Raw genomic sequence first — 23,094 nt, 5'->3', positions numbered from 1 at the left:
GGTACAAGGAGCAGCCTTTCTCTCCAGCTTTATGACAGGTGGGGCTGGGTTAAACAGAAACTTCTACAATGCAGCGCAACGTCAGATCCATCTCATGCGCCCCGATCATCCCTACATACCTCCAACAACACAGGCTCGCGTCGCGAATACAGCGCATTTTTATGGTGCTGGCCTGATGGTCAACTCTGGTCGCGCGATTGGTCTGCTTGGCGGCCTGCCAGCTTCCCCGGCGACGGACCTCGCTATGTCCGGTGCAGTACAGAGCTCTATAGGCGCAACTACTGTCGGGGTGGGGACAGTTCTGATGATGAGACCCGTAGCCTCCAACTGGTGGAGAGACGCAGGCACATATGGCGTACCGCGTTGGAGGGTTGTGACGGAGGGGGTAATGGAGACCTTGGGGGTGGGGCTTGTCTGGGATGGCTTGCGTTACTTGGGACGGGGTATCGGGTCCGCTGGCAACAGGTTAAGCAACTGGGTGACACGGCCGTGGCGAACCCCGACAGAGCCGCCTGTGGAGCTTACAACCGTCAGCGCCGTTCGTCAGGGTAATTCGGGTTGAGATCCGTGCCTTGGCGTTGAAACCAAGGCACGGCGATGATCTTACTGCGCCTTCACTTCCTTCAAATAAGGCGCCGGCTCCGCCCCCAGGTTCTCCAGCATGCGCTGGCTGTACCAGTCGATGAAGTTCACCACGCCAAACTCGTAGGTCTTCGAGTAAGGCCCTGGCTGATAGGCGGTGGAGTTGATCCCACGTTGGTTCTCTTCGGCCAGGCGACGGTCCTGGTCGTTGGTGGCATCCCACACCTTGCGCATTTCTTCAGGGTTGTAATCCACCCCCTCCACCGCATCCTTGTGCACCAGCCATTTGGTGGTGACCATGGTTTCCTGCGCACTGATCGGCCACACGGTGAACACGATCATGTGGTCGCCCATGCAGTGGTTCCACGAATGCGGCAGGTGCAGGATGCGCATCGAGCCCAGGTCGGGGTTCTGGATGCGGCCCATCAGCTTCTTGCAGGCCACCTTGCCGTCCATGGTCATCGACACGGTGCCCTTGAGCAGCGGCATGCGCACGATGCGGTTACGCAGGCCGTGGCTTTTGTGCAGGTAAGGAATCTTCTCGGCTTCCCAGGCGGCGGCCGAGGCGGCCACGTGGTCCTTGAATTCCTGGCTGGCGCGCGGGTCGTTGGTGTCGTCCCACTCCAGCAGCGTCTTCAACAGCTCCGGGTGCGAACCGCTGCAGTGGTAGCACTCGCGGTTGTTCTCCAGCACCAGCTTCCAGTTGGCCTTCTCCATCAAGGTGGTTTGCACCGCCACCTTGGTGTTCTCCATGTCGTACGGTTCCATGTAGTGGTCGAGGGTGGCCAGGAACTCGTCGATGGCCGGCGGGTTCTCGGCCAGGCTGATGAAGATGTAGCCACCGGCCACCTTCACGTTCACGGGCTTGAGGCCGTACTGGTTCATGTCGAAGTCGGCGCCCATCTCGGTGCCGGCGAACAGCAGGCGGCCATCGAGTTCGTAGGTCCACTGGTGGTAGTGGCAGACCAGCTTGGCCACCTTGCCCTTGTCGCTGACGCACAGGCGCGAACCGCGGTGGCGGCAGACGTTGTGGAAGGCATGCACCTTACCTTCGGCACCGCGAATCACGATGATCGGGTTCTTGCCGATCTGCAGGGTGATGTAGTTGCCCTTGGTCGGGATCTCGCAAACCAGGCCGGCGATCAGCCATTCCTTGTGGAAGATCTCCTGCATGTCGATCTGGAACAGGCGCTCGTCGCTGTAGAAAGGTTGCGGCAGCGAGTAGGTGCGCTCGCGGGTCTGCAGCATCTCGGCGGTGGCTTTGCGTGCGGGTTCCAGTGGGTCGCCCAGGCTCAGGGTAGCGGTGACGTCCATCGTGTGGTCCTCGGGGCCGCGTGCGGCCGACAAAAGTGGCTAATCGTTGTTGTTTGCCGCAGGGCTGCTGCTTTGGATAAACAGCCTGTTGTTTTGCCGAGGAGTGTGCGTTCGAAGACGGCGGGAACCATATCCATGGGCGACATGGCCGCATCGAATTCCGACGCGCCAACCCTTGTAGCGTGGGGCTGGTCGCGATAAGCACGCCGATGTCGCGGATGGGAATGTACGCAGCCCTCGCGTTGCGCATTATCGGAGCCATAAGAAAGGCCGACAGTCGGCTGCTGGAGATGAACATGTCCGATACCTTCCTCAACCCGGTCACCACCCAGACCTGGGCCAATGGCCGCCACATCGTGCGCTGCGTCAAGGTCATCCAGGAAACCTGGGATGTGCGCACGTTCTGCTTCATGGCCGACCAGCCGATCATGTTCTTCTTCAAGCCCGGGCAGTTCGTCACCCTGGAGCTGGAGATCGAAGGCAAGCCGGTGATGCGCTCCTATACCATCTCCAGCTCGCCGTCAGTGCCCTACAGTTTTTCGATCACCGTCAAGCGCGTGCCGGGCGGGCTGGTGTCGAACTTCCTCCACGACACCATGCACGAAGGCGCCGAGCTGCCGGTGCACGGGCCGGTGGGGCTGTTCAACGCCATCGACTTCCCGGCGGGCAAGACCCTGTACCTGTCCGGTGGCGTCGGCATCACCCCGGTGATGTCCATGGCCCGCTGGTTCTACGACACCAACGCCAATGTCGACATGGTCTTCGTGCACAGCGCCCGCTCGCCGAAGGACATCATCTATCACCGCGAGCTGGAGCAGATGGCTTCGCGCATCCCCAACTTCAGCCTGCACATCATTTGCGAGAAGCACGGGCTGGGCGAGCCGTGGGCCGGCTATCGCGGTTACCTCAACCAGCGCCTGATGGAGCTGATCGCCCCGGACTACCTGGAACGCACCATCTTCTGCTGCGGCCCGACGCCTTACATGAGCGCGGTCAAGCGCATGCTCGAGGCGGTCGGCTTCGACATGAAGAACTACCACGAGGAGTCGTTCGGCGCGACACCGCCGGAGGCCAAGGCCGATGCGGTGGAGCACGCCGAAGCTGCGGCCGATGCGCCGGAAGTGGACGCGGCCGACCTCAACCTGGTGGAGTTCGTCGGCAGCGACAAGAGCATTCGCGTGGCCCCGGGCGAGACCGTGCATGCGGCGGCGGCCAAGGTCGGGCTGATGATCCCCAAGGCTTGTGGCATGGGCATCTGCGGCACCTGCAAGGTGCTCAAGCTGGGCGGCGAGGTGGAGATGGAGCACAACGGCGGGATCACCGAAGAGGACGAGGCCGAGGGCTATATCCTGTCTTGCTGCAGTGTGCCGAAGGGGGATGTGCGGATCGAGTACTGACCCGCACACGCGGCCTCACAGCAGCCCACGATACAGATCCGGGCGGCGGTCTTCGAGCACATGGTTGTAGGTGCTGATGCGTTTGTCGTCGGCCTCGGCCGGGGTGATATCCGCCAGCAGCAAGCGAGTGTGCTGGCTGCGATCGCCGCCTGCCAGCAGATGACCGTCGGCGTCCAACAGCGCCGTGCCGCCCACCCACTGTGTGCCCCGTTCCTCGCCGCAACGGTCGCAGGCCAGCACGAACAGGCGGTTCACCGAGGCATTGGCCTGGGCCCGGATCACCTCGGCCGGGCGCTGCGCCGGCAGGCTCGGCCCGAGCGGCCAGTTCACCGGCGCGCACAGCAACTGGGCGCCGCCCAACGCGGCCAGGCGCACCCATTCGGGAAACTCCAGGTCGTAGCAGATCATCATCGCCACTTTGCCGATGGCGGTGTTCACCACCGGTGGCGGCTGGTCGCCAGGGGTGAAAATGCGGGTTTCGCCATCCCACAGGTGGGCCTTGCGGTAGAAGGTGCGACGACCACAAGGCTCGATCAGCACACATGCATTGGCTACTGCGCCCCCGGCCAGGCGTTCGCAAAAGCCGCCTACCACGATCACCTGGTGCGTGCGGGCATGCGCCGCCCAGGCCGCCAGGGCGGGGCTGTCGCGCGTTTCGGCGTGGTCGTGGGCCTCCTGACGGTCGCGAAACAGGTAGCCGCTGAGCGCCAGTTCCGGCAGCACCACCAGCCTGGCGCCGGCCAGTGCGGCGTCGCGGATGGCGGCGAGCGAGCGTTCGAGGTTCAGGCGCGGCTGGCCAAGCTGCGGGGCCAGTTGCTGGCAGGCCACACGGTAGGTGCCGTTCATACGCGGTTCTCCTGGCGCCACAGGGCGGTTTCACGTTGGTTGTCGCGGTGGTAGGTAAAACACCCGTAGAGCAGGGCTGCCATGACGAAGCCCACTGGCGCGGCGAGGTCCACGCCCCCCAGGCTGGCAACCAGCCAGCCCTGGTAACCGCCCAGGCTGGCGAACGGCAGCATGGCCAGCAGCGCCCCCAGGTAGGCCAGCAAGCCAGGCAGTGCCCAGCGCCCGTAGATGCCTTGTGCGTCGAACAGTTCGGCGATCACATAGCGGCCCTGGCGCAGCAGATAGAAGTCGGTGAGGTTGATGGCGCTCCAGGGCAGCAGCAGATACAGCATCAGTTGCAGGAACAGGCTGAAGCTGTCCAGGTAGCTGGCCGGCAGGCTCAGGGTGATCAGATAGATCAGCACCCCCACCAGCACGATACCGACAATGCGTGGCCCGGCCCCAGGCGGTACCTCGCGCATGGCCGACAGGGCACTGGCGCCGGTGAGCATGGCGCCGTAGCAGTTGATGGCCATGATGCCGACCAGCGCCGGCACCGCCAGCAGCACGGCGACGTTGCCGAAGCCCGGCATGGCCAGGTCACCCAGGTGTTTCACGTAGCCGATCGGCCCGTCGGCGGGTAGTGCCGAGGCCAGCAGGGCGCCCAGCGACATCAGCCAGATGGCCGATGCGGCGGCGCCCAGATAGGTCCAGCCGACGGTGCGCCGGGCCGGGGTGTCGGCAGGCAGGTAGCGGGTATAGTCGGACACATAGACGGCGTAGCTGATCTGGTAGGCCGCGGCCACCGACAGCTGGCCGAAGAATGCAGCCCAGGAGAAGGGTACTTGCGGCTGTGCGCTATCGAGTTGCAGCCCACCCAGCGCGGTAAGGGTGAGCCAGCCGAACACGGCGATCAGCACGTAGGTGAGCCAGCGCTGCACCGCGTGCAGCAGGTCGTGGCCGACTACGGCGATGCACAATGCGATGGCCAGCAGCAGGCCCTGCCACAGCGGCGCCGGCCCCGGCAGCCACGGGCCGAGCGCTTCGCTTGCCAGCGTGAGGTTGAACACGTTGAAACCCACGTACACACCGACCACCACCGCGAATGGCAGCACCGCGCCATAGAGCCCGAACTGGGCCCGCGACTGGATCATCTGCGCCAGGCCCAGGCGCGGGCCCTGGTTGGCGTGTAATGCCATGCACAAGGTGCCGGCCGCGACCCCCAGCACGATCGCCAGAATGGCTTGCCAGGCCAGCAGGCCGGAGGACGGGCCGATGAAACCGGTGGCCATGGTGGTGAGCACGAAGTTTCCGGTGAACCAGAACGGCGCCAAGTGCCAGGCCTTGCCGTGCCGTTCACCGGCCGGGATTTGTTCGATACTTCGGGCTTCCATGTTCAAGACTTTTTTCGCGTGTATTGCACGAGCCATGGGAATTCCAGGTGTCATGGAATTTCACCGGAATTTACGGCGAAGTTCACGTGTGGACTGGTTGTTTGAGGTTATGTCAACTGGCATTTCTGATAGTCTCAGAATTCGAATTAATAGCGCGAAAGAGTATTTTGCTATGTAGGAATATTCCTATTTACTTCGGTTAATTAACTTATTCACAGTGAAGTGAGTAATAAACATGGCGGCTACACCCAACAGAATGCGAGCTGCTTTACTGGCCCGGGCCGACGCTGTCAGTGCCTTGATTCCGGACTTTCCATTCGACTATGCACGCTACCTGCAGGCCAAGGGCGCAAGCCCCCTGGGCAGTCTGCAGCCCGAGAACCTGGGCCAGGCAGTACTGGTGGTGGGGGCCGGTGTGGCGGGGCTCGTGGCCGCCTATGAGTGCATGCGCATGGGCTTGCGGCCGGTGGTGGTGGAGGCCAGCGGGCGAATCGGTGGGCGGTTGTTCTCCGACGGGGTCGGTAGTGTGCCGTTCGAGCGTGGGGCCATGCGCTTTCCGGTGTCGGGCAGGGCGCTGATGCATTACTTCGATAAAGTCGGCATGCGTGACAACAGTGAAGACTTCCCCAACCCGGGCAGCGTTGCAGCGGTCAGTACGGTAGTTGATTACGAAGGGAACAAGTATTACTTCGAGGGTGATGACGGGGAATTTCCCCGGCCAGAAAAGTTCAAGGCCATTGAAGACCGTTTCTTTGAAGAGTTCCTGGAACAATCCCCGATTCATTTTGCTGCCATGGAACGGGCAATGTCCGATGGTACGGTGGATCAAGACTTCATCAAGTCCACTTGGAACAATATGCTCGAACTGGGTTGGGATAACTTGAGTTTCCATGCGGCGATGGTCGAGCAGGCCAAGTGGTCGGCGGCGGATATCAACCTGTTCGGTCAGATCGGTTTCGGTACCGGTGGCTGGAATACCGACTTCCCCAACTGTTTCCTCGAAGTGCTGCGGGTGCTCTATACCGGGCTGGATGTTTCCCACCAGCTGATGCGCGATGGCGCCGATCAGTTGCCGCAGCGGCTATGGGCGGGCACCCCCGGCAGTTTTGGCGACGAGCATGTGTATTGGGATGCCCTCGAAACGGTGCAGACCTTGACCATGGCAGGCTTGCCTGGGCGCAACCCGCTGCGCCAGGAGGTCAGCCTGGTCAGCCGTCGCGAAGATGGCCAGTTCGAGGTGTACCTGCACGACCTGGAGCGGCAGGAGGACCACACGCAGACCTTTGCAGCGGTGGTCTACACCCCACACGTTCGCATCCTCGACAAGTTTCGCTACCGGCATGCCGACCCGCAACCCGCAGGCCCGGCGCTGCTCAGCCAGAAGCAGTGGGAAGCGGTGATGTACACCCACTACATGCAGTCGGCCAAGGTCTTCGCCCAGACCCGCAGCCCGTTCTGGAAGGCCCGTGACAGTGAAGGCCGGCAATTGATGAGCATCACCCTGTCGGACCGCCTGACCCGCGGCACCTACCTGGTGGACTATGGCGCCAGCAGCGGCAACTACACAGGCTCGGGGATCTTCCTGTCGTACACCTGGAACGACGACAGCCTCAAACTGCTGGGCAGCCAGGCGCACATGCCCAACGCCGAGCTGTGCACCACCCTGCTGGAGCAGGTCTATCCGCAGGTGGACCTGCGTGGGCAGTACCTGGGCAGCGACCCGTTCGCGCAGATCCAATGGGAAGCAGAGCCCTTCTACCTCGGTGCGTTCAAGATGAACCTGCCCGGCCAATACGAGTATCAGCGCCTGTTGTTCAGCCAGTTCCACGAGGGTGGCAACGGCGTTGCCAATGATGGCTTCATCCTGGCCGGCGACGATGTGTCCTGGACCGCAGGCTGGGCCGAGGGGGCGGTGACCACGGCACTGAATGCCGTGGACAAGCTGGCCAGCAAGTTCAATGGCGGGGTTGCGCCGCAGGCGGGGCCGATCTCGCAATGGGAACGGCTCAAGCCGATGGCGTTGGGGGGTGTGCCTGCCCAGCAGCAGCCGGCAGGGCTGCCGTGCCGTCTTATTCGTGCGCTGACGAACTGGCTGTGCCGGCCTGGCAGGCGCACATAGAGGGGCACGCGGAGGTTGAGGCCATTCGCCGGTGCCACGCCCCCCCCTATGGCCTTGACGGTCAGGTACGGAACCGCGCCACCAGCCCGTTGAGGTCCACCGCCAATCGCGACAACTCGGCACTCGCCGCGCTGGTCTGATGCGCGCCGGTGGCACTCTGCACCGACAGGTCATTGATGTTCACCAGGTTGCGGTCCACCTCGCGGGCCACCTGGGCCTGCTCCTCGGCGGCGCTGGCGATCACCAGATTGCGCTCGTTGATCTGCCCCACCGCCGAGGCGATGGTGTCCAGCGCAAGGCCTGCGCCCTTGGCGATGTTCAGGGTCGATTCGGCGCGCTCGGTGCTGGTGCGCATCGAGTCCACGGCCTGTTCGGTGCCACCCTGGATGCTGCCGATCATCCGCTCGATCTCGCTGGTGGACTGCTGGGTGCGGTGCGCCAGCGCCCGCACTTCATCGGCCACCACGGCAAAGCCACGGCCCGCCTCGCCGGCACGCGCCGCCTCGATGGCGGCGTTGAGCGCCAGCAGGTTGGTCTGGTCGGCCAGGCCGCGGATCACGTCCAGCACCTTGCCGATGTCGCGCGATTGCTCGGCCAGGTGGGTGATCAGCTTGGCGGTGGCCTGTACGTCGCCGCTCATGCGCTCGATGGCGCCCACGGTTTCCATGACCAGGTCGCGGCCATCGCCGGCCGAACGGCTGGCTTCGCTGGAGGCTTCGGAGGTGCTGACCGCGTTGCGTGCCACTTCCTCGACCGCGCTGGTCATTTCGGTGACGGCGGTGGCGGCCTGCTCGATTTCGTTGTTCTGCTGCTGCAGGCCGCGGGCGCTTTCGTCGGTGACGCTGTTCAGCTCTTCGGCGGCCGAGGCCAGCTGGGTGGCGGAGCCGGCGATCAACTGCAAGGTGTCGCGCAGCTTGTCCTGCATCTTGGCCATGGCCTGCAGCAGGCGCGCGGCTTCGTCGGTGCCTTCGGGGCGGATGCTGTGGGTGAGGTCGCCCTCGGCGATCTGCTCGGCGGCCTTGAGCGCTTCGTCGATGGGTTTGACGATGCTGCGGGTGAGCAGGAGGGCGAACAGCAGGGTCAGCACGGTGGCGGCAATCAGCAGGCCGATCACCAGGGCAAAGGCGCCGTTGTACTGGTCGGCGGCCTGCAGGTTGGTGTCGCGGGTCTGGTCGGTGTTGATGCGCACCAGGGTGTCCATGACCTTGTTGATCTGCTCGGAGTTGTCCAGCAGGTCGCGGTTGAGCAGGGTGCGCAAGCCTTCCAGGTCGCCGGCCTGGCTCAGGCTGCGCATGCGCGCTTCGAGCTGGCGGTACTGGCCGAGCAACTGGCCGTACTGATCGAACGCGGCTTTTTCATCGGCGGCGCTGATCAGCGGCTCGTAGGCATGGCGGGCCTTGTCGATCTGCGCGTTGCGCTCGTCGAGCAGGCGCAGGGTGTCCTGCTGGGTGGCCGGCTCGCGGTTGAGCAGCAGGCGGTAGGAGAGGGTGCGCAGGCGCAGGTTGAGCGCGGTCAGCTCGTCGAGGGTCTTGATGCTGGGCACGCTGATTTCTTCGATGGTCACGCCGGCCTGGCGGATGTTGCCCATCTGGATCAGCGAGAAGACACCCAGGCCGAGCATCAGCAGGCCGATCACCGAGAACCCGAGCAGGGCGCGCGGGGCGATATTCATGTTGCGTAGGGACATGGAGGCGGTATCCAAGGCAGAAAGGGGGGCCGCAGTCCGTGCGACGAAATGGGACCTGCCGGCGTATCGGTCGTGACCGGCCAGTCTTGATAGTGGCACGGTGAAATTGTGAGGCAGCTAACTAAATTCCTGACAGGCGGTTGACCCAGGCCGGAACAAGGGCGGCCGACACCGGTCAACCTGAGCAGGTAAAAACCTTTTGAATCCGATATTTAATGGCGAGGGCGCAGGTTTTTCCTTATCGTGTGCGCCCTTTGCAACAACCCGAGATAGACGCATGTTGGAAACTTCCCTGAATCAACTCGAGCAGCTGGTCACCGACCTGATGCACAAGAACGCACAACTGGCCGAACAGAACGCCAACCTGGCCCAGGAACTGGCCCAGGCCAAGGAAGAGAACGACAGCCTGCAGTTGTCGCTGATGGAACAGGAAGAGAAGCACGGCGCCACCGCTGCCCGCATCCAGGCCCTGGTCGACCGCGCCAGCGCGGGTGTCGTGAACGCATGAGGCTGCACGCGCAGCCGGTCAATGTCGTCTCGATCCTCGGCAACGACTATTCGCTCAAGGCGCCGGAAGGCCAGGAAGAGACCCTGGCCCAGGCCGTGCGCATGCTCAACGTCGCCCTGGCCGAGACCAAGCGCAGCTACCCGACCCTGATCGGTGACAAATTGCTGGTGCTGGCGGCCCTGAACCTGTGCTCGAAACAGATCGAGTTGCAGCGCGAACACGCCAAGACCCTGGAGCGCACCCAGGCGCAGATCGACGCCACCGTCGATGCCATCAGCCGCACCATCGGCGACCAGTAAAGCGCTCAAGCATCCCCTGTGGGAGCGGGTTTACCCGCGAAGACGATGGTGGTTTCACCGACGTCTTCGCGGGTAAACCCGCTCCCACAGTCTTTTTGTGCTGTCTCAGATCTCTGGAATAACTGGATACTTGAGTGTATACACTTCTCGCAAAACAATAATTAGCGGGAGTAGCAGGGCATGCGTATCTGGCGGCGGAGTATCCAGTGGCAATTGATCGCAAGCATGGGCGCGGCCCTGCTGGCGAGCATCCTGGTGGTGGTGGCGATCTACACCGTGGCGGTCAACCGCCTCACCGAGCGGTACCTGGTCGACACGGCGCTGCCGGCCAGCATCGAGGCGATCCGCAACGACATCGAACGCATGCTCGGCCGACCGCTGGTGGCCGCGGCGGACATCGCCGGCAATACCCTGCTGCGCGACTGGCTGGCAGCCGGTGAAGATCCTGCACAAGCACCGCGTTTCATCGAGTACCTGGAGGGTGCCAGGCAGCGCAACAAGGCCTTCACCACGATGTTCGCCGCCACTGCGAGCAACCACTACTACAACGAAAAAGGCCTGGATCGCACTCTCAGCCGCGCCAACCCCAAGGACAGCTGGTTCTACGGCTATATCGACAGCGGGGCCGAGCGCCTGGTCAATATCGATATCGACGGGGCCACCGGCGAATTGGCGCTGTTCATCGACTATCGGGTGGAAAAGGATGGCCAGTTGGTGGGCGTGGCGGGCATGGGCCTGCGCATGAGCGAGTTGTCCAAGCTGATTCACGACTTCAGCTTCGGCGAGCACGGCAAGGTGTTCCTGGTGCGCAACGATGGCCTGATCCAGGTGCACCCCGACCAGCAATTCAGCGGCAAGCGCAAACTCGCCGAGCAGCTCGATGCCGATGCAGCCAAAGCCGTGATGACGGGCGGGCAGGGCCTGCGCAGCAGCCGTTTCAGCCGTGACGGTGAAACCTACCTGGCCCTGGGCCTGCCCCTGCGTGACCTCAATTGGACCCTGGTGGCCGAAGTGCCCGAGGCCGAAATCTATGCCCAGATGCGTCAGGCCGTCTGGCTCACCAGCTTGATTGGCGGAGGCGTAGCGCTGGTGTCGCTGTTGCTGGTGGTGCTGTTGGCGCGTGGCTTGGTACGGCCGATCCGCCAGGTCACTGCGGCATTGGTGCAGATTGGCAGCGGTGCCGGTGACCTCAGCCACCGACTCGACGATTCGCGCCAGGACGAGCTGGGCGATCTGGCCCGGGGCTTCAACCGCTTCCTCGACAGCCAGCGCGGCTTGATCGGCGAAGTGCTGCGCACCACCGAGCGCCTACACCGATCGGTCGAACAAGTGACGCAAGTGGTGGACAACACCGCCGAACGCTCTGGCCGGCAGCAGGAAATGACCGAGATGGTCGCCACCGCCGTGCACGAGATGGGTTTGACCGTGCAGGACATTGCCCAGAATGCCGGCTCCGCCGCCGTGGCATCGCAGTCGGCGCGCGACGAAGCGCTGCAGGCGCGGGAAGTGGTGCGTCGGTCCATTCACAACATCGAAGGCATGTCTGGCGAGATCGGCAAGGCCGCCGATGCGGTCAGCCAGTTGGCCGACGAAGTCGCCTCGATCGATGAAGTTTTGGCGGTGATCCGCAGTATTTCCGAACAGACCAACCTGCTGGCGCTGAACGCGGCCATCGAAGCGGCGCGGGCCGGTGAGATGGGCCGTGGCTTTGCCGTGGTGGCCGACGAGGTGCGTACATTGGCCCGGCGCACCCAGGTGTCCACCGACGAAGTGCAGCAGATGATCCAGCGCCTCAAGCAGGGCGCGGGCACGGCGGTGTCGTCGATGCAGGCGGGGCAGCAGGCGACCGGCAATGGGGTGGAGTCCAGCCAGCTCACGGGCACGTCGCTGGGGGCGATCACCGATCAGGTGGAGCAGATCAGCGACATGAACCACCAGGTGGCCACGGCGACCGAGGAGCAGTCGGCGGTGACCGAGGAGATCAACCGCACGGTGCAGGGGATTTCCGACCTGGCGCGGCAGACGGCCAGCGAAGTGCAGGGATGCCGCGAGGAATGCCAGGCCTTGCGTGGATTGGCCGATGACCTGGCGCGGCAGATGGGTGGGTTCAGGCTTTAATCGGTGTTGGATTCTTCGCGGGTAAACCCGCTCCCACAGGGACAGCACTGACCTTAAGGTTAGTGGAGCACCTGTGGGAGCGGGTTTACCCGCGAATGCGGTGGATCAGGCGCCGACGATGGCGCGGATATCCGCCGCCAGTTCGCGCACCCGAGCCTCTTCGGTATCCCACGAGCACATGAACCGCGCCCCACCGCTGCCAATGAAGGTATAGAAGCGCCAGCCTTTATTGCGCAGCGCTTCGATGGCCGGCTCCGGCATCTGCAGGAACACCCCGTTGGCCTCTACCGGGAACATCAGCTCGACGCCCGGCAAGCCACTGACCAGCGACGCCAGCAGTTGCGCACACTTGTTGGCGTGACGGCCATGACGCATCCAGGCACCGTCTTCCAGCAGCCCGACCCACGGCGCCGACAAGAAGCGCATCTTCGAGGCCAGTTGCCCGGCCTGCTTGCAGCGGTAGTCGAAGTCTTCGGCCAGGGCGCGGTTGAAGAACAGGATCGCCTCGCCCACGGCCATGCCGTTCTTGGTGCCGCCAAAGCACAGCACATCGACGCCGGCCTTCCAGGTCAGCTCCGCCGGGGTGCAGCCGAGGAAGGCGCAGGCGTTGGTGAAGCGTGCGCCGTCCATGTGCAGGTTCAGGCCCAGTTCTTTACAGGTGGCGCTGATCGCCTTGAGCTCGTCGGGGCGGTATACCGTACCCACTTCGGTGGCCTGGGTGAGGGTCACCACGCGGGGCTTGGGGTAGTGGATGTCCTGGCGCTTGAGCGCCACTTCACGGATCGACTCGGGGGTGAGCTTGCCGTTGACGCTGGGCGCGGTCAGCAGCTTGGAGCCGTTGGAGAAGAACTCCGGCGCGCCGCATTCGTCAGTCTCGACGTGGGCGGTCTCGGAGCAGATCACGCTGTGGTAGCTCTGGCACAGCGAGGCCAGGGCCAGGGAGTTGGCGGCGGTGCCGTTGAAAGCGAAGAACACTTCGCAGTCGGTTTCGAACAGTTTGCGGAAGTACTCCGAGGCGCGCTCGGTCCACTGGTCGTCGCCATAGGCGCGTTCGTGGCCGTGGTTGGCCTTTTCCATCGCGGCCCAGGCCTCGGGGCAGATGCCGGAATAGTTGTCGCTGGCGAATTGTTGGTTGTTGTCGGTCATGACGCCTGTCCTTTTTTACGACGCAGGCACGCACTCTAAACCATCGATTTGGCGGTTGCCTATACAGGCCCAGGCCTGCGTCGCCTGTGCCGGCCCTTTCGCGGGTAAACCCGCTCCCACAGGGTGCAGCGCAATCCCTGTGGGAGCGGGTTTACCCGCGAAAGGGCCGGCACAGACAAACCCTGCAGCCAATGTCGTAAACGCGCCATTGCAAGGCGCGCGCAGGCATCTGTGCCCCCCGGCCCGGCCATACCATCGCTGCAAAGGGTGACAAGTCCCTCTACAGACAAGAAACGATCGCTGCCGGGAGATACATGATGTTCAGCAAGCAAGACCAGATCCAGGGTTACGACGACGCACTGCTGGCGGCGATGAATGCCGAGGAACAGCGCCAGGAAGATCACATCGAGCTGATCGCCTCGGAGAACTACACCAGCAAGCGCGTGATGCAGGCCCAAGGCAGCGGCCTCACCAACAAATACGCCGAAGGCTACCCGGGCAAGCGCTACTACGGTGGCTGCGAGCACGTCGACAAGGTCGAGGCGCTGGCCATCGAGCGCGCCAAGCAGCTGTTCGGCGCCGACTACGCCAACGTGCAGCCGCACTCCGGTTCGTCGGCCAACGGCGCCGTGTACCTGGCCCTGCTGCAGGCCGGCGACACCATTCTGGGCATGAGCCTGGCCCACGGCGGTCACCTGACCCACGGCGCCAAGGTGTCTTCCTCGGGCAAGCTGTACAACGCCGTGCAGTACGGCATCGACACCACCACCGGCCTGATCGACTACGACGAAGTCGAGCGCCTGGCCGTCGAGCACAAGCCGAAGATGATCGTCGCCGGTTTCTCGGCCTACTCGAAAACCCTCGACTTCCCACGCTTCCGCCAGATCGCCGATAAAGTCGGTGCCCTGCTGTTCGTCGACATGGCCCACGTTGCCGGCCTGGTCGCCGCCGGCCTGTACCCGAACCCGATCCCCTTCGCCGATGTGGTCACCACCACCACCCACAAGACCCTGCGCGGCCCACGTGGCGGCCTGATCCTGGCCAAGAGCAACGAAGAGATCGAGAAAAAGCTCAACGCCGCGGTGTTCCCCGGCGCCCAGGGCGGCCCGCTGATGCACGTGATCGCCGCCAAGGCCGTGTGCTTCAAGGAAGCGCTGGAGCCAGGCTTCAAGGCCTATCAGAAGCAGGTCATCGAAAACGCCCAGGCCATGGCCCAGGTGTTCATCGACCGCGGCTTCGATGTGGTCTCGGGCGGTACCGACAACCACCTGTTCCTGGTCAGCCTGATCCGCCAGGGCCTTACCGGCAAAGACGCCGACGCCGCCCTGGGCCGTGCCCATATCACCGTCAACAAGAACGCCGTGCCCAACGACCCGCAGTCGCCGTTCGTCACCTCGGGCCTGCGTATCGGCACCCCGGCCGTCACCACCCGTGGCTTCAAGGTGGCCCAGTGCGTGGCGCTGGCCGGTTGGATCTGCGACATCCTCGACAACCTCGGCGACGCTGACGTTGAAGCCGATGTGGCCAAGAACGTCGCCGCCCTGTGCGCAGACTTCCCTGTTTACCGCTGAGTGGAGTAAACGACCATGCAACGCTACTCGGGCTTCGGCCTCTTCAAACACTCCCTCAGCCACCACGAGAACTGGCAGCGCATGTGGCGCACGCCAACCCCTAAAAAGGTCTACGACGTGGTCATCGTCGGCGGTGGCGGCCATGGCCTGGCCACGGCCTACTACCTGGCCAAGGAACACGGCATCACCAACGTTGCCGTGATCGAAAAAGGCTACCTGGGCGGCGGCAACACCGCCCGTAACACCACCATCGTGCGTTCCAACTACCTGTGGGACGAGTCGGCGCACCTGTACGAGCACGCCATGAAGCTGTGGGAGGGTCTGTCCCAGGACCTCAACTACAACGTGATGTTCTCCCAGCGCGGCGTGTACAACCTGTGCCACACCCTGCAGGACATCCGCGACTCCGAGCGTCGGGTCAATGCCAACCGCCTCAACGGCGTCGATGGCGAGCTGCTCAACACCGCCCAGGTGGCGGCCGAGATCCCTTACCTGGACTGCTCGAAGAACACCCGCTACCCGATCCTCGGTGCCACCGTGCAGCGCCGTGGCGGCGTGGCCCGTCACGATGCCGTGGCCTGGGGCTTCGCCCGTGCCGCCGACGCCCTGGGCGTGGACCTGATCCAGCAGACCGAAGTGATCGGTTTCCGTAAAGAAAACGGCGCCGTGATCGGCGTGGAAACCAACAAAGGCTTCATCGGCGCCAAGCGCGTCGGTGTGGTCACCGCCGGTAACTCCGGGCACATGGCCAGGCTCGCCGGCTTCCGCCTGCCGCTGGAATCGCACCCGCTGCAAGCCCTGGTATCGGAGCCGATCAAGCCGATCATCGACAGCGTGATCATGTCCAACGCCGTGCACGGCTACATCAGCCAGTCCGACAAGGGCGACCTGGTGATCGGTGCCGGTATCGACGGCTGGGTCGGCTACGGCCAGCGCGGCTCGTACCCGGTGATCGAACACACCCTGCAGGCCATCGTCGAGATGTTCCCCAACCTCTCGCGCGTGCGCATGAACCGCCAGTGGGGCGGCATCGTCGACACCTCGCCGGACGCCTGCCCGATCATCTCCAAGACCCCGGTCAAGAACATGTTCTTCAACTGCGGCTGGGGCACCGGCGGCTTCAAGGCCACCCCAGGCTCGGGCAACGTGTTCGCCGCAAGCCTGGCCAAGGGCGAGATGCACCCACTGGCCGCGCCGTTCTCCATGGACCGTTTCTACAACGGTGCGCTGATCGACGAACACGGCGCTGCTGCCGTCGCCCACTGACCCGGAGACAACCGTCATGTTGCATATTTTCTGTCCCCACTGCGGCGAGCTGCGCTCCGAAGAAGAATTCCACGCTTCCGGCCAGGCCCACATCCCGCGCCCGCTGGACCCGGCCGCCTGCTCCGACGAGGAGTGGGGCACCTACATGTTCTTCCGCGACAACCCGCGTGGCATCCACCACGAGCTGTGGGACCACGTTGCCGGCTGCCGCCAGTACTTCAACGTCACCCGTGACACCGTGACCTACGAAATTCTGGAAACCTACAAGATCGGCGAGAAGCCTCAAGTCACCGCTGCCGGCAAGCAAAGCGCGGCATCCGCGACCGCCAAGGGCCAAGGGGAAAAAGTATGAGCCAGACCTATCGCCTCGCCAGCGGCGGCCGTATCGACCGCAGCAAGGTGCTGAACTTCACCTTCAACGGCAAGACCTACCAGGGCTATGCCGGCGACAGCCTGGCTGCCGCCCTGCTGGCCAACGGCGTCGACATCGTCGGGCGCAGCTTCAAGTACTCGCGCCCCCGCGGCATCATCGCCGCCGGTACCGAAGAGCCGAACGCCATCCTGCAGATCGGCTCCAGCGAAGCCACCCAGATCCCCAACGTGCGTGCCACCCAGCAGGCGCTGTACGCAGGCCTGGTCGCCACCAGCACCAACGGCTGGCCGAACGTCAACAACGACGTCATGGGCATCCTCGGCAAGGTGGGCGGCAGCATGATGCCGCCGGGCTTCTACTACAAAACCTTCATGTACCCGAAATCGTTCTGGATGACTTACGAGAAGTACATCCGCAAAGCCGCAGGCCTTGGCCGTGCGCCGCTGCAGAACGACCCGGACAGCTACGACTACATGAACCAGCACTGCGACGTGCTGATCGTCGGCGCAGGCCCCGCCGGCCTGGCAGCCGCCCTGGCCGCCGGCCGCAGCGGCGCCCGGGTGATCCTGGCCGATGAACAGGAAGAGTTCGGCGGCAGCCTGCTCGACACCCGCGAAACCCTCGACGGCAAGCCTGCCGCCGACTGGGTCAACGCGGTGATCAAAGAGCTGGAAAGCCTGCCGGAAGTGACCCTGCTTCCACGGGCCACGGTCAACGGCTACCACGACCATAACTTCCTGACCATTCACGAGCGCCTCACCGACCACCTCGGCGACCGCGCCCCGATCGGCCAGGTGCGCCACCGCGTGCACCGTGTGCGCGCCAAGCGCGTGGTACTGGCGCCCGGCGCCCACGAGCGCCCGCTGGTGTACGGCAACAACGATGTGCCGGGCAACATGCTGGCCGGTGCCGTGTCGACCTACGTGCGCCGCTACGGCGTGGCCCCAGGCCGCAAGCTGGTGCTGTCGACCAACAACGACCACGCCTACCGCGCAGCGCTCGACTGGCACGACGCCGGCCTGCAAGTGGTCGCGATCGCCGACGCCCGCCACAACCCACGTGGCTCGCTGGTTGAAGAAGCGCGTGCCAAGGGCATCCGCATCCTCACCTCCAGCGCCGTGATCGAGGCCAAAGGCAGCAAGCACGTCACCGGCGCCCGCGTGGCCGCCATCGATGTGCAGGCACACAAAGTCACCAGCCCAGGCGAGACCCTCGAGTGCGACCTGATCGCATCCTCGGGCGGTTACAGCCCGATCGTCCACCTGGCTTCGCACCTGGGCGGCCGCCCGGTATGGCGTGACGACATCCTCGGCTTCGTGCCGGGCGATGCGCCGCAGAAGCGCGAGTGCGTGGGCGGCATCAACGGCGTCTATGCCCTCGGTGACGTGATTGCCGATGGGTTCGAAGGCGGCGCCCGCGCTGCCACCGAGGCCGGTTTCAAGGCCACTGTCGGCACCCTGCCGAAAACCGTGGCGCGCAAGGAAGAGGCCACCGTGGCGCTGTTCCAGGTGCCGCACGACAAGGGCAGCAAAGGGCCGAAGCAGTTCGTCGACCAGCAGAACGACGTCACCGCCGCCGGTATCGAACTGGCCACCCGCGAAGGCTTCGAGTCGGTCGAGCACGTCAAGCGCTACACCGCGCTGGGCTTCGGTACCGACCAGGGCAAGCTGGGCAACATCAACGGCCTGGCCATCGCCGCCCGTTCGATCGGCATCACCATCCCGGAAATGGGCACCACCATGTTCCGCCCCAACTACACGCCGGTGACCTTCGGCGCGGTAGCGGGCCGGCACTGTGGCCACCTGTTCGAGCCGGTGCGCTTCACCGCTCTGCATGCCTGGCACGTCAAGAACGGCGCCGAGTTCGAGGACGTCGGCCAGTGGAAGCGCCCGTGGTACTTCCCCAAAGCCGGTGAAGACATCCACGCCGCCGTGGCCCGCGAGTGCAAGGCCGTGCGCGACAGCGTCGGCCTGCTGGACGCCTCCACCCTCGGCAAGATCGACATCCAGGGCCCGGACGCGCGCGAGTTCCTCAACCGCATCTACACCAACGCCTGGACCAAGCTCGATGTGGGCAAGGCCCGCTACGGCCTGATGTGCAAAGAGGACGGCATGGTCTTCGACGACGGCGTGACCGCCTGCGTCGGCGACAACCACTTCATCATGACCACCACCACCGGCGGCGCCGCCCGTGTGCTGCAGTGGATGGAGCTGTACCACCAGACCGAATGGCCGGAGCTGAAGGTGTACTTCACCTCGGTCACCGACCACTGGGCCACCATGACCCTGTCCGGCCCCAACAGCCGCAAGCTGCTCAGCGAGCTGACCGACATCGACATGGACAAGGAAGCCTTCCCGTTCATGACCTGGAAGGAAGGCAAGGTCGGCGGCGTGCCGGCCCGGGTGTTCCGCATCTCGTTCACCGGCGAGCTGTCGTACGAAGTGAACGTGCAGGCCAACTACGCCATGGGCGTGCTGGAGCAGATCGTCGAGGCCGGCAAGAAGTACAACCTGACCCCGTACGGCACCGAGACCATGCACGTGCTGCGTGCCGAGAAGGGCTTCATCATCGTGGGCCAGGACACCGACGGTTCGATGAACCCGGACGACCTGAACATGAGCTGGTGCGTGGGCCGCAACAAGCCGTTCTCGTGGATCGGCCTGCGTGGCATGAACCGCGAAGACTGCCTGCGCGACAACCGCAAGCAGCTGGTGGGCCTCAAGCCGGTCGACCCCAAGGTGTGGCTGCCTGAAGGCGCCCAGCTGGTGTTCGATCCCAAGCAACCGATCCCGATGGACATGGTCGGCCACGTCACTTCCAGCTACGCGGCCAACTCCCTGGGCTATTCGTTCGCCATGGGTGTGGTCAAGGGCGGCCTCAAGCGCATGGGCGAGCGGGTGTATTCGCCACAGGCCGATGGCAGCGTGATCGAGGCGGAAATCGTCTCCGCGGTGTTCTTCGATCCGAAGGGTGAGCGGCAGAACGTTTGATCACAGGATGATGCGACACGTGGGAGCGGGCTTGCCCCGCGATGCGATGGAGGCCTTGACGCCCCCATCGCGGGGCAAGCCCGCTCCCACGAGGTCAGTGTGATCCCTCGCACAAGAATTCAAGGCAGGTAAGAAATGAGCGCTATCAACGTCTTCCAGCAAAACCCCGGCCCTGATGCCAAGGCTCAGTCGCCACTGCACCACGCCGACCTGGCCAGCCTGGTCGGCAAGGGCCGCAAGAACGCAGGCGTCACCCTGCGCGAGAAGAAATTCCTCGGCCACCTGACCCTGCGTGGCGATGGCCACGACCCGGCCTTCGCCGGCGCCGTGCACAAGGCCCTGGGCCTGGAACTGCCGGTGGCCCTGACCGTGGTCGCCAACGGCGACATGTCGCTGCAATGGATGGGCCCGGATGAGTTCCTGCTGATCGTCCCCGGCGGTCAGGAAGTGGAAGTCGAGAACAAGCTGCGTGCAGCCCTCGACGGCCAGCACATCCAGGTGGTCAACGTCAGCGGCGGGCAGACCCTGCTCGAGCTGCGCGGCCCCAACGTGCGCGACGTGCTGATGAAATCCACCAGCTATGATGTTCACCCGAACAACTTCCCGGTGGGCAAGGCCGTGGGCACCGTGTTCGCCAAGTCGCAGCTGGTGATCCGCCGCACCGCCGAAGACACCTGGGAGTTGATGATCCGCCGCAGCTTCTCCGACTACTGGTGGCTGTGGCTGCAGGACGCATCGGCCGAATACGGCCTGGCCATCGAAGCTTAAGGAGTACACCGCATGAGTCGGGCACCGGACACCTGGATTCTCACTGCCGACTGCCCGAGCATGCTCGGCACCGTCGATGTGGTGACGCGTCACCTCTATGAGCAGCGCTGCTACGTCACCGAGCACCATTCCTTCGATGACCGGCTGTCGGGGCGGTTTTTCATTCGCGTGGAATTCCGCGCCCCCGACGGTTTCGACGAAGCCGCTTTTCGTGCCGGCCTGGCCGAGCGTAGCGAAGCGTTCGGCATGGCCCTCGAGCTGAGTGCACCCCATCACCGGCCCAAGGTGGTGATCATGGTGTCCAAGGCCGACCACTGCCTGAACGATCTGCTGTATCGCCAGCGCATCGGCCAGCTGGCCATGGACGTGGTCGCGGTGGTGTCCAACCACCCCGACCTCGAGCCCTTGGCCCACTGGCACAAGATTCCCTATTACCACTTTGCCCTCGACCCCCACGACAAGCCGGCGCAGGAGCGCAAGGTGCTTCAAGTGATTGAGGAGTCTGGTGCGGAGCTGGTAATCCTCGCCCGCTACATGCAGGTGCTGTCGCCCGAGCTGTGCCGCCGGCTGGATGGCTGCGCGATCAACATCCATCACTCGCTGCTGCCGGGGTTCAAGGGCGCCAAGCCTTATCACCAGGCGTACAACAAGGGCGTGAAGATGGTTGGCGCCACCGCGCACTACATCAACAACGACCTGGATGAAGGGCCGATCATTACCCAGGGGGTGGAGGTGGTGGACCACAGCCATTACCCCGAGGATCTGATCGCCAAGGGGCGGGATATCGAATGCCTGACCCTGGCGCGGGCGGTGGGGTATCACATCGAGCGGCGGGTGTTCCTGAACGCCAATCGCACCGTCGTACTCTGAACTGACGCCATCGCGGTGGTGCGGCACTCCGACAAGCCCGCTCCCACGCAATGGAATGCCCCCAAGCCAACCCTTGGGAGCAAGTCCACTGCGTGGGAGCGGGCTTGCCCCGCGATGCTTTTTGCGACACCCCTGCGCCGCAAACAGGTATCCCTCTGTCGCAACCAGTCACTGCGACAAGCCCCATCAGGCCCACAATTCCTGCATTCCAGAAACACATGCCGCCCATGGATGGCGGCGCTTCAACCAACGCTGCATAAATACAAATCAAGCGAGGTAAGAGCATGTCTGGCAATCGTGGAGTGGTGTATCTCGGCGCTGGCAAGGTCGAAGTACAGAAAATCGACTACCCGAAAATGCAGGACCCGCGCGGCAAGAAGATCGAACACGGCGTCATCCTCAAGGTGGTTTCCACCAACATCTGCGGCTCCGACCAGCACATGGTCCGTGGCCGCACCACTGCCCAGGTCGGCCTGGTCCTGGGCCATGAAATCACCGGTGAAATCGTCGAGAAGGGCAGCGACGTCGAGCGCATGCAGATCGGCGACCTGGTGTCGGTACCCTTCAACGTCGCCTGCGGCCGCTGCCGCTCGTGCAAAGAGATGCACACCGGCGTGTGCCTTACCGTCAATCCGGCCCGCGCCGGTGGCGCCTACGGCTACGTCGACATGGGTGACTGGACTGGCGGCCAGGCCGAGTACGTGCTGGTGCCCTACGCCGACTTCAACCTGCTGAAACTGCCCGAGCGTGACAAGGCCATGGAGAAGATCCGTGACCTGACTTGCCTGTCCGACATTCTGCCCACCGGCTACCACGGCGCCGTTACCGCTGGCGTTGGCCCTGGCAGCACCGTGTACGTCGCGGGCGCTGGCCCGGTCGGCCTGGCCGCTGCTGCTTCGGCACGTCTGCTGGGCGCTGCCTGCGTCATCGTTGGCGACCTGAACCCTGCCCGCCTGGCCCACGCCAAGTCCCAGGGCTTCGAAGTGGTCGACCTGTCCAAGGACACCCCGCTGCACGAGCAGATCGTCGATATTCTCGGCGAGCCGGAAGTGGACTGCGCCGTCGACGCCGTAGGCTTCGAAGCCCGTGGCCACGGCCATGAAGGCGCCAAGCACGAGGCCCCGGCTACTGTGCTCAACTCGCTGATGCAGGTGACCCGCGTTGCCGGCAGCATCGGTATCCCGGGCCTGTACGTGACCGAAGACCCGGGTGCGGTGGATGCTGCCGCCAAGATCGGTGCGCTGAGCATTCGCTTTGGTTTGGGCTGGGCCAAGTCGCACAGCTTCCACACCGGGCAGACCCCGACCATGAAGTACAACCGCCAGCTGATGCAGGCGATCATGTGGGACCGCATCAACATTGCCGAAGTGGTGGGCGTGCAGGTGATCAACCTCGACCAGGCCCCGGAAGGCTATGGAGAGTTCGATGCCGGCGTGCCGAAGAAGTTTGTGATCGACCCGCACAAGATGTGGGGCGCGGCGTGACGGATGTGAAGTGAAAAGAGCCCCTCGAGTCGAGGGGCTTTTTCATCCCAGCTTCAGCCATGACGCAGACCTCTGTGGGAGCCGGCTAACCGGCGATGAGGCCCGTCCAGGCAACTACCGACCCGGCTTGATTGCCTCGTTAAGTTTGCCCTGCATGACCAGCACTGAGCCCTTGTCGTCGGTCGCCAGTAAATTGTTGTTTTCGTTAAATTGGAGTTCGGCCATTGGGATGTCGGCGTTGCGGAAAATGGAGTGGTGGTCGCCGTCCACTTTAACGGTGATGAGTTTGCCATTTTGGTAGAAGAAGAGAGTGGCTGCGGTTTGCTTGTTCATGATGAATCTCTGGTTCTAGCGGTCGGTTTGGTAGAGGCCGCAGATATTGA

General features: G+C 63.9%; 18 protein-coding genes and 2 pseudogenes. 13 read left to right on the top strand and 7 right to left on the bottom strand.

Annotation, left to right across the window (positions count from 1 at the left end; genetic code table 11):
- Positions 1–603: 603 nt before the first annotated feature.
- Positions 604–1,896, bottom strand: a complete 1,293-nt coding sequence (gbcA, locus tag RTH46_RS02640) for a glycine-betaine demethylase subunit GbcA (RefSeq protein WP_153785729.1) — start codon at positions 1,894–1,896, stop codon at positions 604–606.
- A gap of 296 nt (positions 1,897–2,192) precedes the next feature.
- Here gbcA and gbcB point away from each other — a divergent pair, with 296 nt between their 5' ends.
- Positions 2,193–3,293, top strand: a complete 1,101-nt coding sequence (gbcB, locus tag RTH46_RS02635) for a glycine-betaine demethylase subunit GbcB (RefSeq protein ID WP_031314933.1) — start codon at positions 2,193–2,195, stop codon at positions 3,291–3,293.
- Positions 3,294–3,308: 15 nt separating this feature from the next.
- Here gbcB and RTH46_RS02630 read toward each other — a convergent pair whose 3' ends face one another.
- Both RTH46_RS02630 and RTH46_RS02625 read right to left on the bottom strand, forming a co-directional pair.
- Complete coding sequence (locus tag RTH46_RS02630) at positions 3,309–4,139, bottom strand: nitrilase-related carbon-nitrogen hydrolase (protein ID WP_316904993.1); 831 nt, start codon at positions 4,137–4,139, stop codon at positions 3,309–3,311.
- Positions 4,136–5,512: a purine-cytosine permease family protein gene (locus RTH46_RS02625; protein WP_256671299.1), complete on the bottom strand. Its 1,377-nt coding sequence runs from the start codon at positions 5,510–5,512 to the stop codon at positions 4,136–4,138. Before RTH46_RS02625 ends, RTH46_RS02630 begins: the two co-directional genes overlap by 4 nt.
- Positions 5,513–5,768: 256 nt before the next feature.
- Here RTH46_RS02625 and RTH46_RS02620 point away from each other — a divergent pair, with 256 nt between their 5' ends.
- Positions 5,769–7,631, top strand: a complete 1,863-nt coding sequence (locus tag RTH46_RS02620; RefSeq protein WP_316904992.1) for a flavin monoamine oxidase family protein — start codon at positions 5,769–5,771, stop codon at positions 7,629–7,631.
- Between the two features lie 61 nt (positions 7,632–7,692).
- Here the strand turns inward: RTH46_RS02620 and RTH46_RS26220 are convergent, their stop codons facing one another.
- Both RTH46_RS26220 and RTH46_RS26215 read right to left on the bottom strand, forming a co-directional pair.
- Entirely contained in the window at positions 7,693–8,556 is an 864-nt protein-coding gene (locus RTH46_RS26220; RefSeq protein ID WP_390966494.1) for a methyl-accepting chemotaxis protein, read from the bottom strand.
- Positions 8,548–9,303, bottom strand: a pseudogene (locus RTH46_RS26215) (MCP four helix bundle domain-containing protein); the annotation flags it as partial. The gene RTH46_RS26220 and the pseudogene RTH46_RS26215, both read right to left, overlap by 9 nt.
- Positions 9,304–9,595: 292 nt before the next feature.
- On the opposite strand from RTH46_RS26215, the gene RTH46_RS02610 reads away from it, so the two are divergent.
- The 4 genes and pseudogenes from RTH46_RS02610 (at position 9,596) to RTH46_RS26205 (ending at position 12,243) form a co-directional block, all read left to right on the top strand.
- On the top strand, positions 9,596–9,826 hold the full coding sequence (locus RTH46_RS02610; RefSeq protein WP_153785734.1) for a hypothetical protein: 231 nt from the start codon (positions 9,596–9,598) through the stop codon (positions 9,824–9,826).
- Positions 9,823–10,125 (top strand): cell division protein ZapA, encoded by a 303-nt coding sequence (locus RTH46_RS02605; RefSeq protein WP_110992273.1) that lies wholly within the window; start codon positions 9,823–9,825, stop codon positions 10,123–10,125. Before RTH46_RS02610 ends, RTH46_RS02605 begins: the two co-directional genes overlap by 4 nt.
- Before the next feature lie 180 nt (positions 10,126–10,305).
- Positions 10,306–11,379: pseudogene (locus RTH46_RS26210) on the top strand (cache domain-containing protein); the annotation flags it as partial.
- Between the two features lie 126 nt (positions 11,380–11,505).
- The gene (locus RTH46_RS26205; protein ID WP_410478548.1) at positions 11,506–12,243 is read left to right on the top strand and encodes a methyl-accepting chemotaxis protein; all 738 of its coding nucleotides are present in this window, start codon (positions 11,506–11,508) and stop codon (positions 12,241–12,243) included.
- A 105-nt stretch (positions 12,244–12,348) separates the two neighbouring features.
- On the opposite strand, the gene RTH46_RS02595 is transcribed toward RTH46_RS26205, so the two are convergent.
- Positions 12,349–13,389, bottom strand: coding sequence for a low specificity L-threonine aldolase (locus RTH46_RS02595; protein WP_316904990.1), 1,041 nt, complete (start codon positions 13,387–13,389; stop codon positions 12,349–12,351).
- Between the two features lie 317 nt (positions 13,390–13,706).
- On the opposite strand from RTH46_RS02595, the gene RTH46_RS02590 reads away from it, so the two are divergent.
- From RTH46_RS02590 to fdhA, 7 genes are all read left to right on the top strand, one after another.
- Complete coding sequence (locus tag RTH46_RS02590; RefSeq protein ID WP_110992276.1) at positions 13,707–14,960, top strand: serine hydroxymethyltransferase; 1,254 nt, start codon at positions 13,707–13,709, stop codon at positions 14,958–14,960.
- Positions 14,961–14,975: 15 nt separating this feature from the next.
- Positions 14,976–16,226, top strand: a complete 1,251-nt coding sequence (locus RTH46_RS02585; protein ID WP_110992277.1) for a sarcosine oxidase subunit beta family protein — start codon at positions 14,976–14,978, stop codon at positions 16,224–16,226.
- Positions 16,227–16,242: 16 nt separating this feature from the next.
- Positions 16,243–16,578 (top strand): sarcosine oxidase subunit delta, encoded by a 336-nt coding sequence (locus tag RTH46_RS02580; protein ID WP_110992278.1) that lies wholly within the window; start codon positions 16,243–16,245, stop codon positions 16,576–16,578.
- The gene (locus RTH46_RS02575; protein ID WP_153785738.1) at positions 16,575–19,589 is read left to right on the top strand and encodes a sarcosine oxidase subunit alpha; all 3,015 of its coding nucleotides are present in this window, start codon (positions 16,575–16,577) and stop codon (positions 19,587–19,589) included. Before RTH46_RS02580 ends, RTH46_RS02575 begins: the two co-directional genes overlap by 4 nt.
- 135 nt (positions 19,590–19,724) lie before the next feature.
- Positions 19,725–20,357 carry a sarcosine oxidase subunit gamma gene (locus RTH46_RS02570; protein WP_110992280.1) on the top strand — a complete coding sequence of 211 codons (633 nt, stop codon included), beginning with the start codon at positions 19,725–19,727 and terminating at the stop codon, positions 20,355–20,357.
- Between the two features lie 12 nt (positions 20,358–20,369).
- The gene (gene purU / locus RTH46_RS02565; RefSeq protein WP_153785739.1) at positions 20,370–21,227 is read left to right on the top strand and encodes a formyltetrahydrofolate deformylase; all 858 of its coding nucleotides are present in this window, start codon (positions 20,370–20,372) and stop codon (positions 21,225–21,227) included.
- 284 nt (positions 21,228–21,511) lie between these two features.
- A complete protein-coding gene (gene fdhA / locus RTH46_RS02560) occupies positions 21,512–22,711 on the top strand; it encodes a formaldehyde dehydrogenase, glutathione-independent (RefSeq protein ID WP_012270123.1) in 1,200 nt (399 codons plus the stop codon).
- Between the two features lie 114 nt (positions 22,712–22,825).
- On the opposite strand, the gene RTH46_RS02555 is transcribed toward fdhA, so the two are convergent.
- Positions 22,826–23,044 carry a hypothetical protein gene (locus tag RTH46_RS02555; protein WP_316904989.1) on the bottom strand — a complete coding sequence of 73 codons (219 nt, stop codon included), beginning with the start codon at positions 23,042–23,044 and terminating at the stop codon, positions 22,826–22,828.
- Between the last annotated feature and the right edge of the window lie 50 nt (positions 23,045–23,094).

This window comes from Pseudomonas sp. zfem004 (assembly GCF_032621715.1).
Classification (GTDB): domain Bacteria; phylum Pseudomonadota; class Gammaproteobacteria; order Pseudomonadales; family Pseudomonadaceae; genus Aquipseudomonas; species Aquipseudomonas sichuanensis.
The sequence above is the reverse complement of the archived record's forward strand: the minus strand, read 5'-3'. Positions and strand labels throughout refer to the sequence as shown.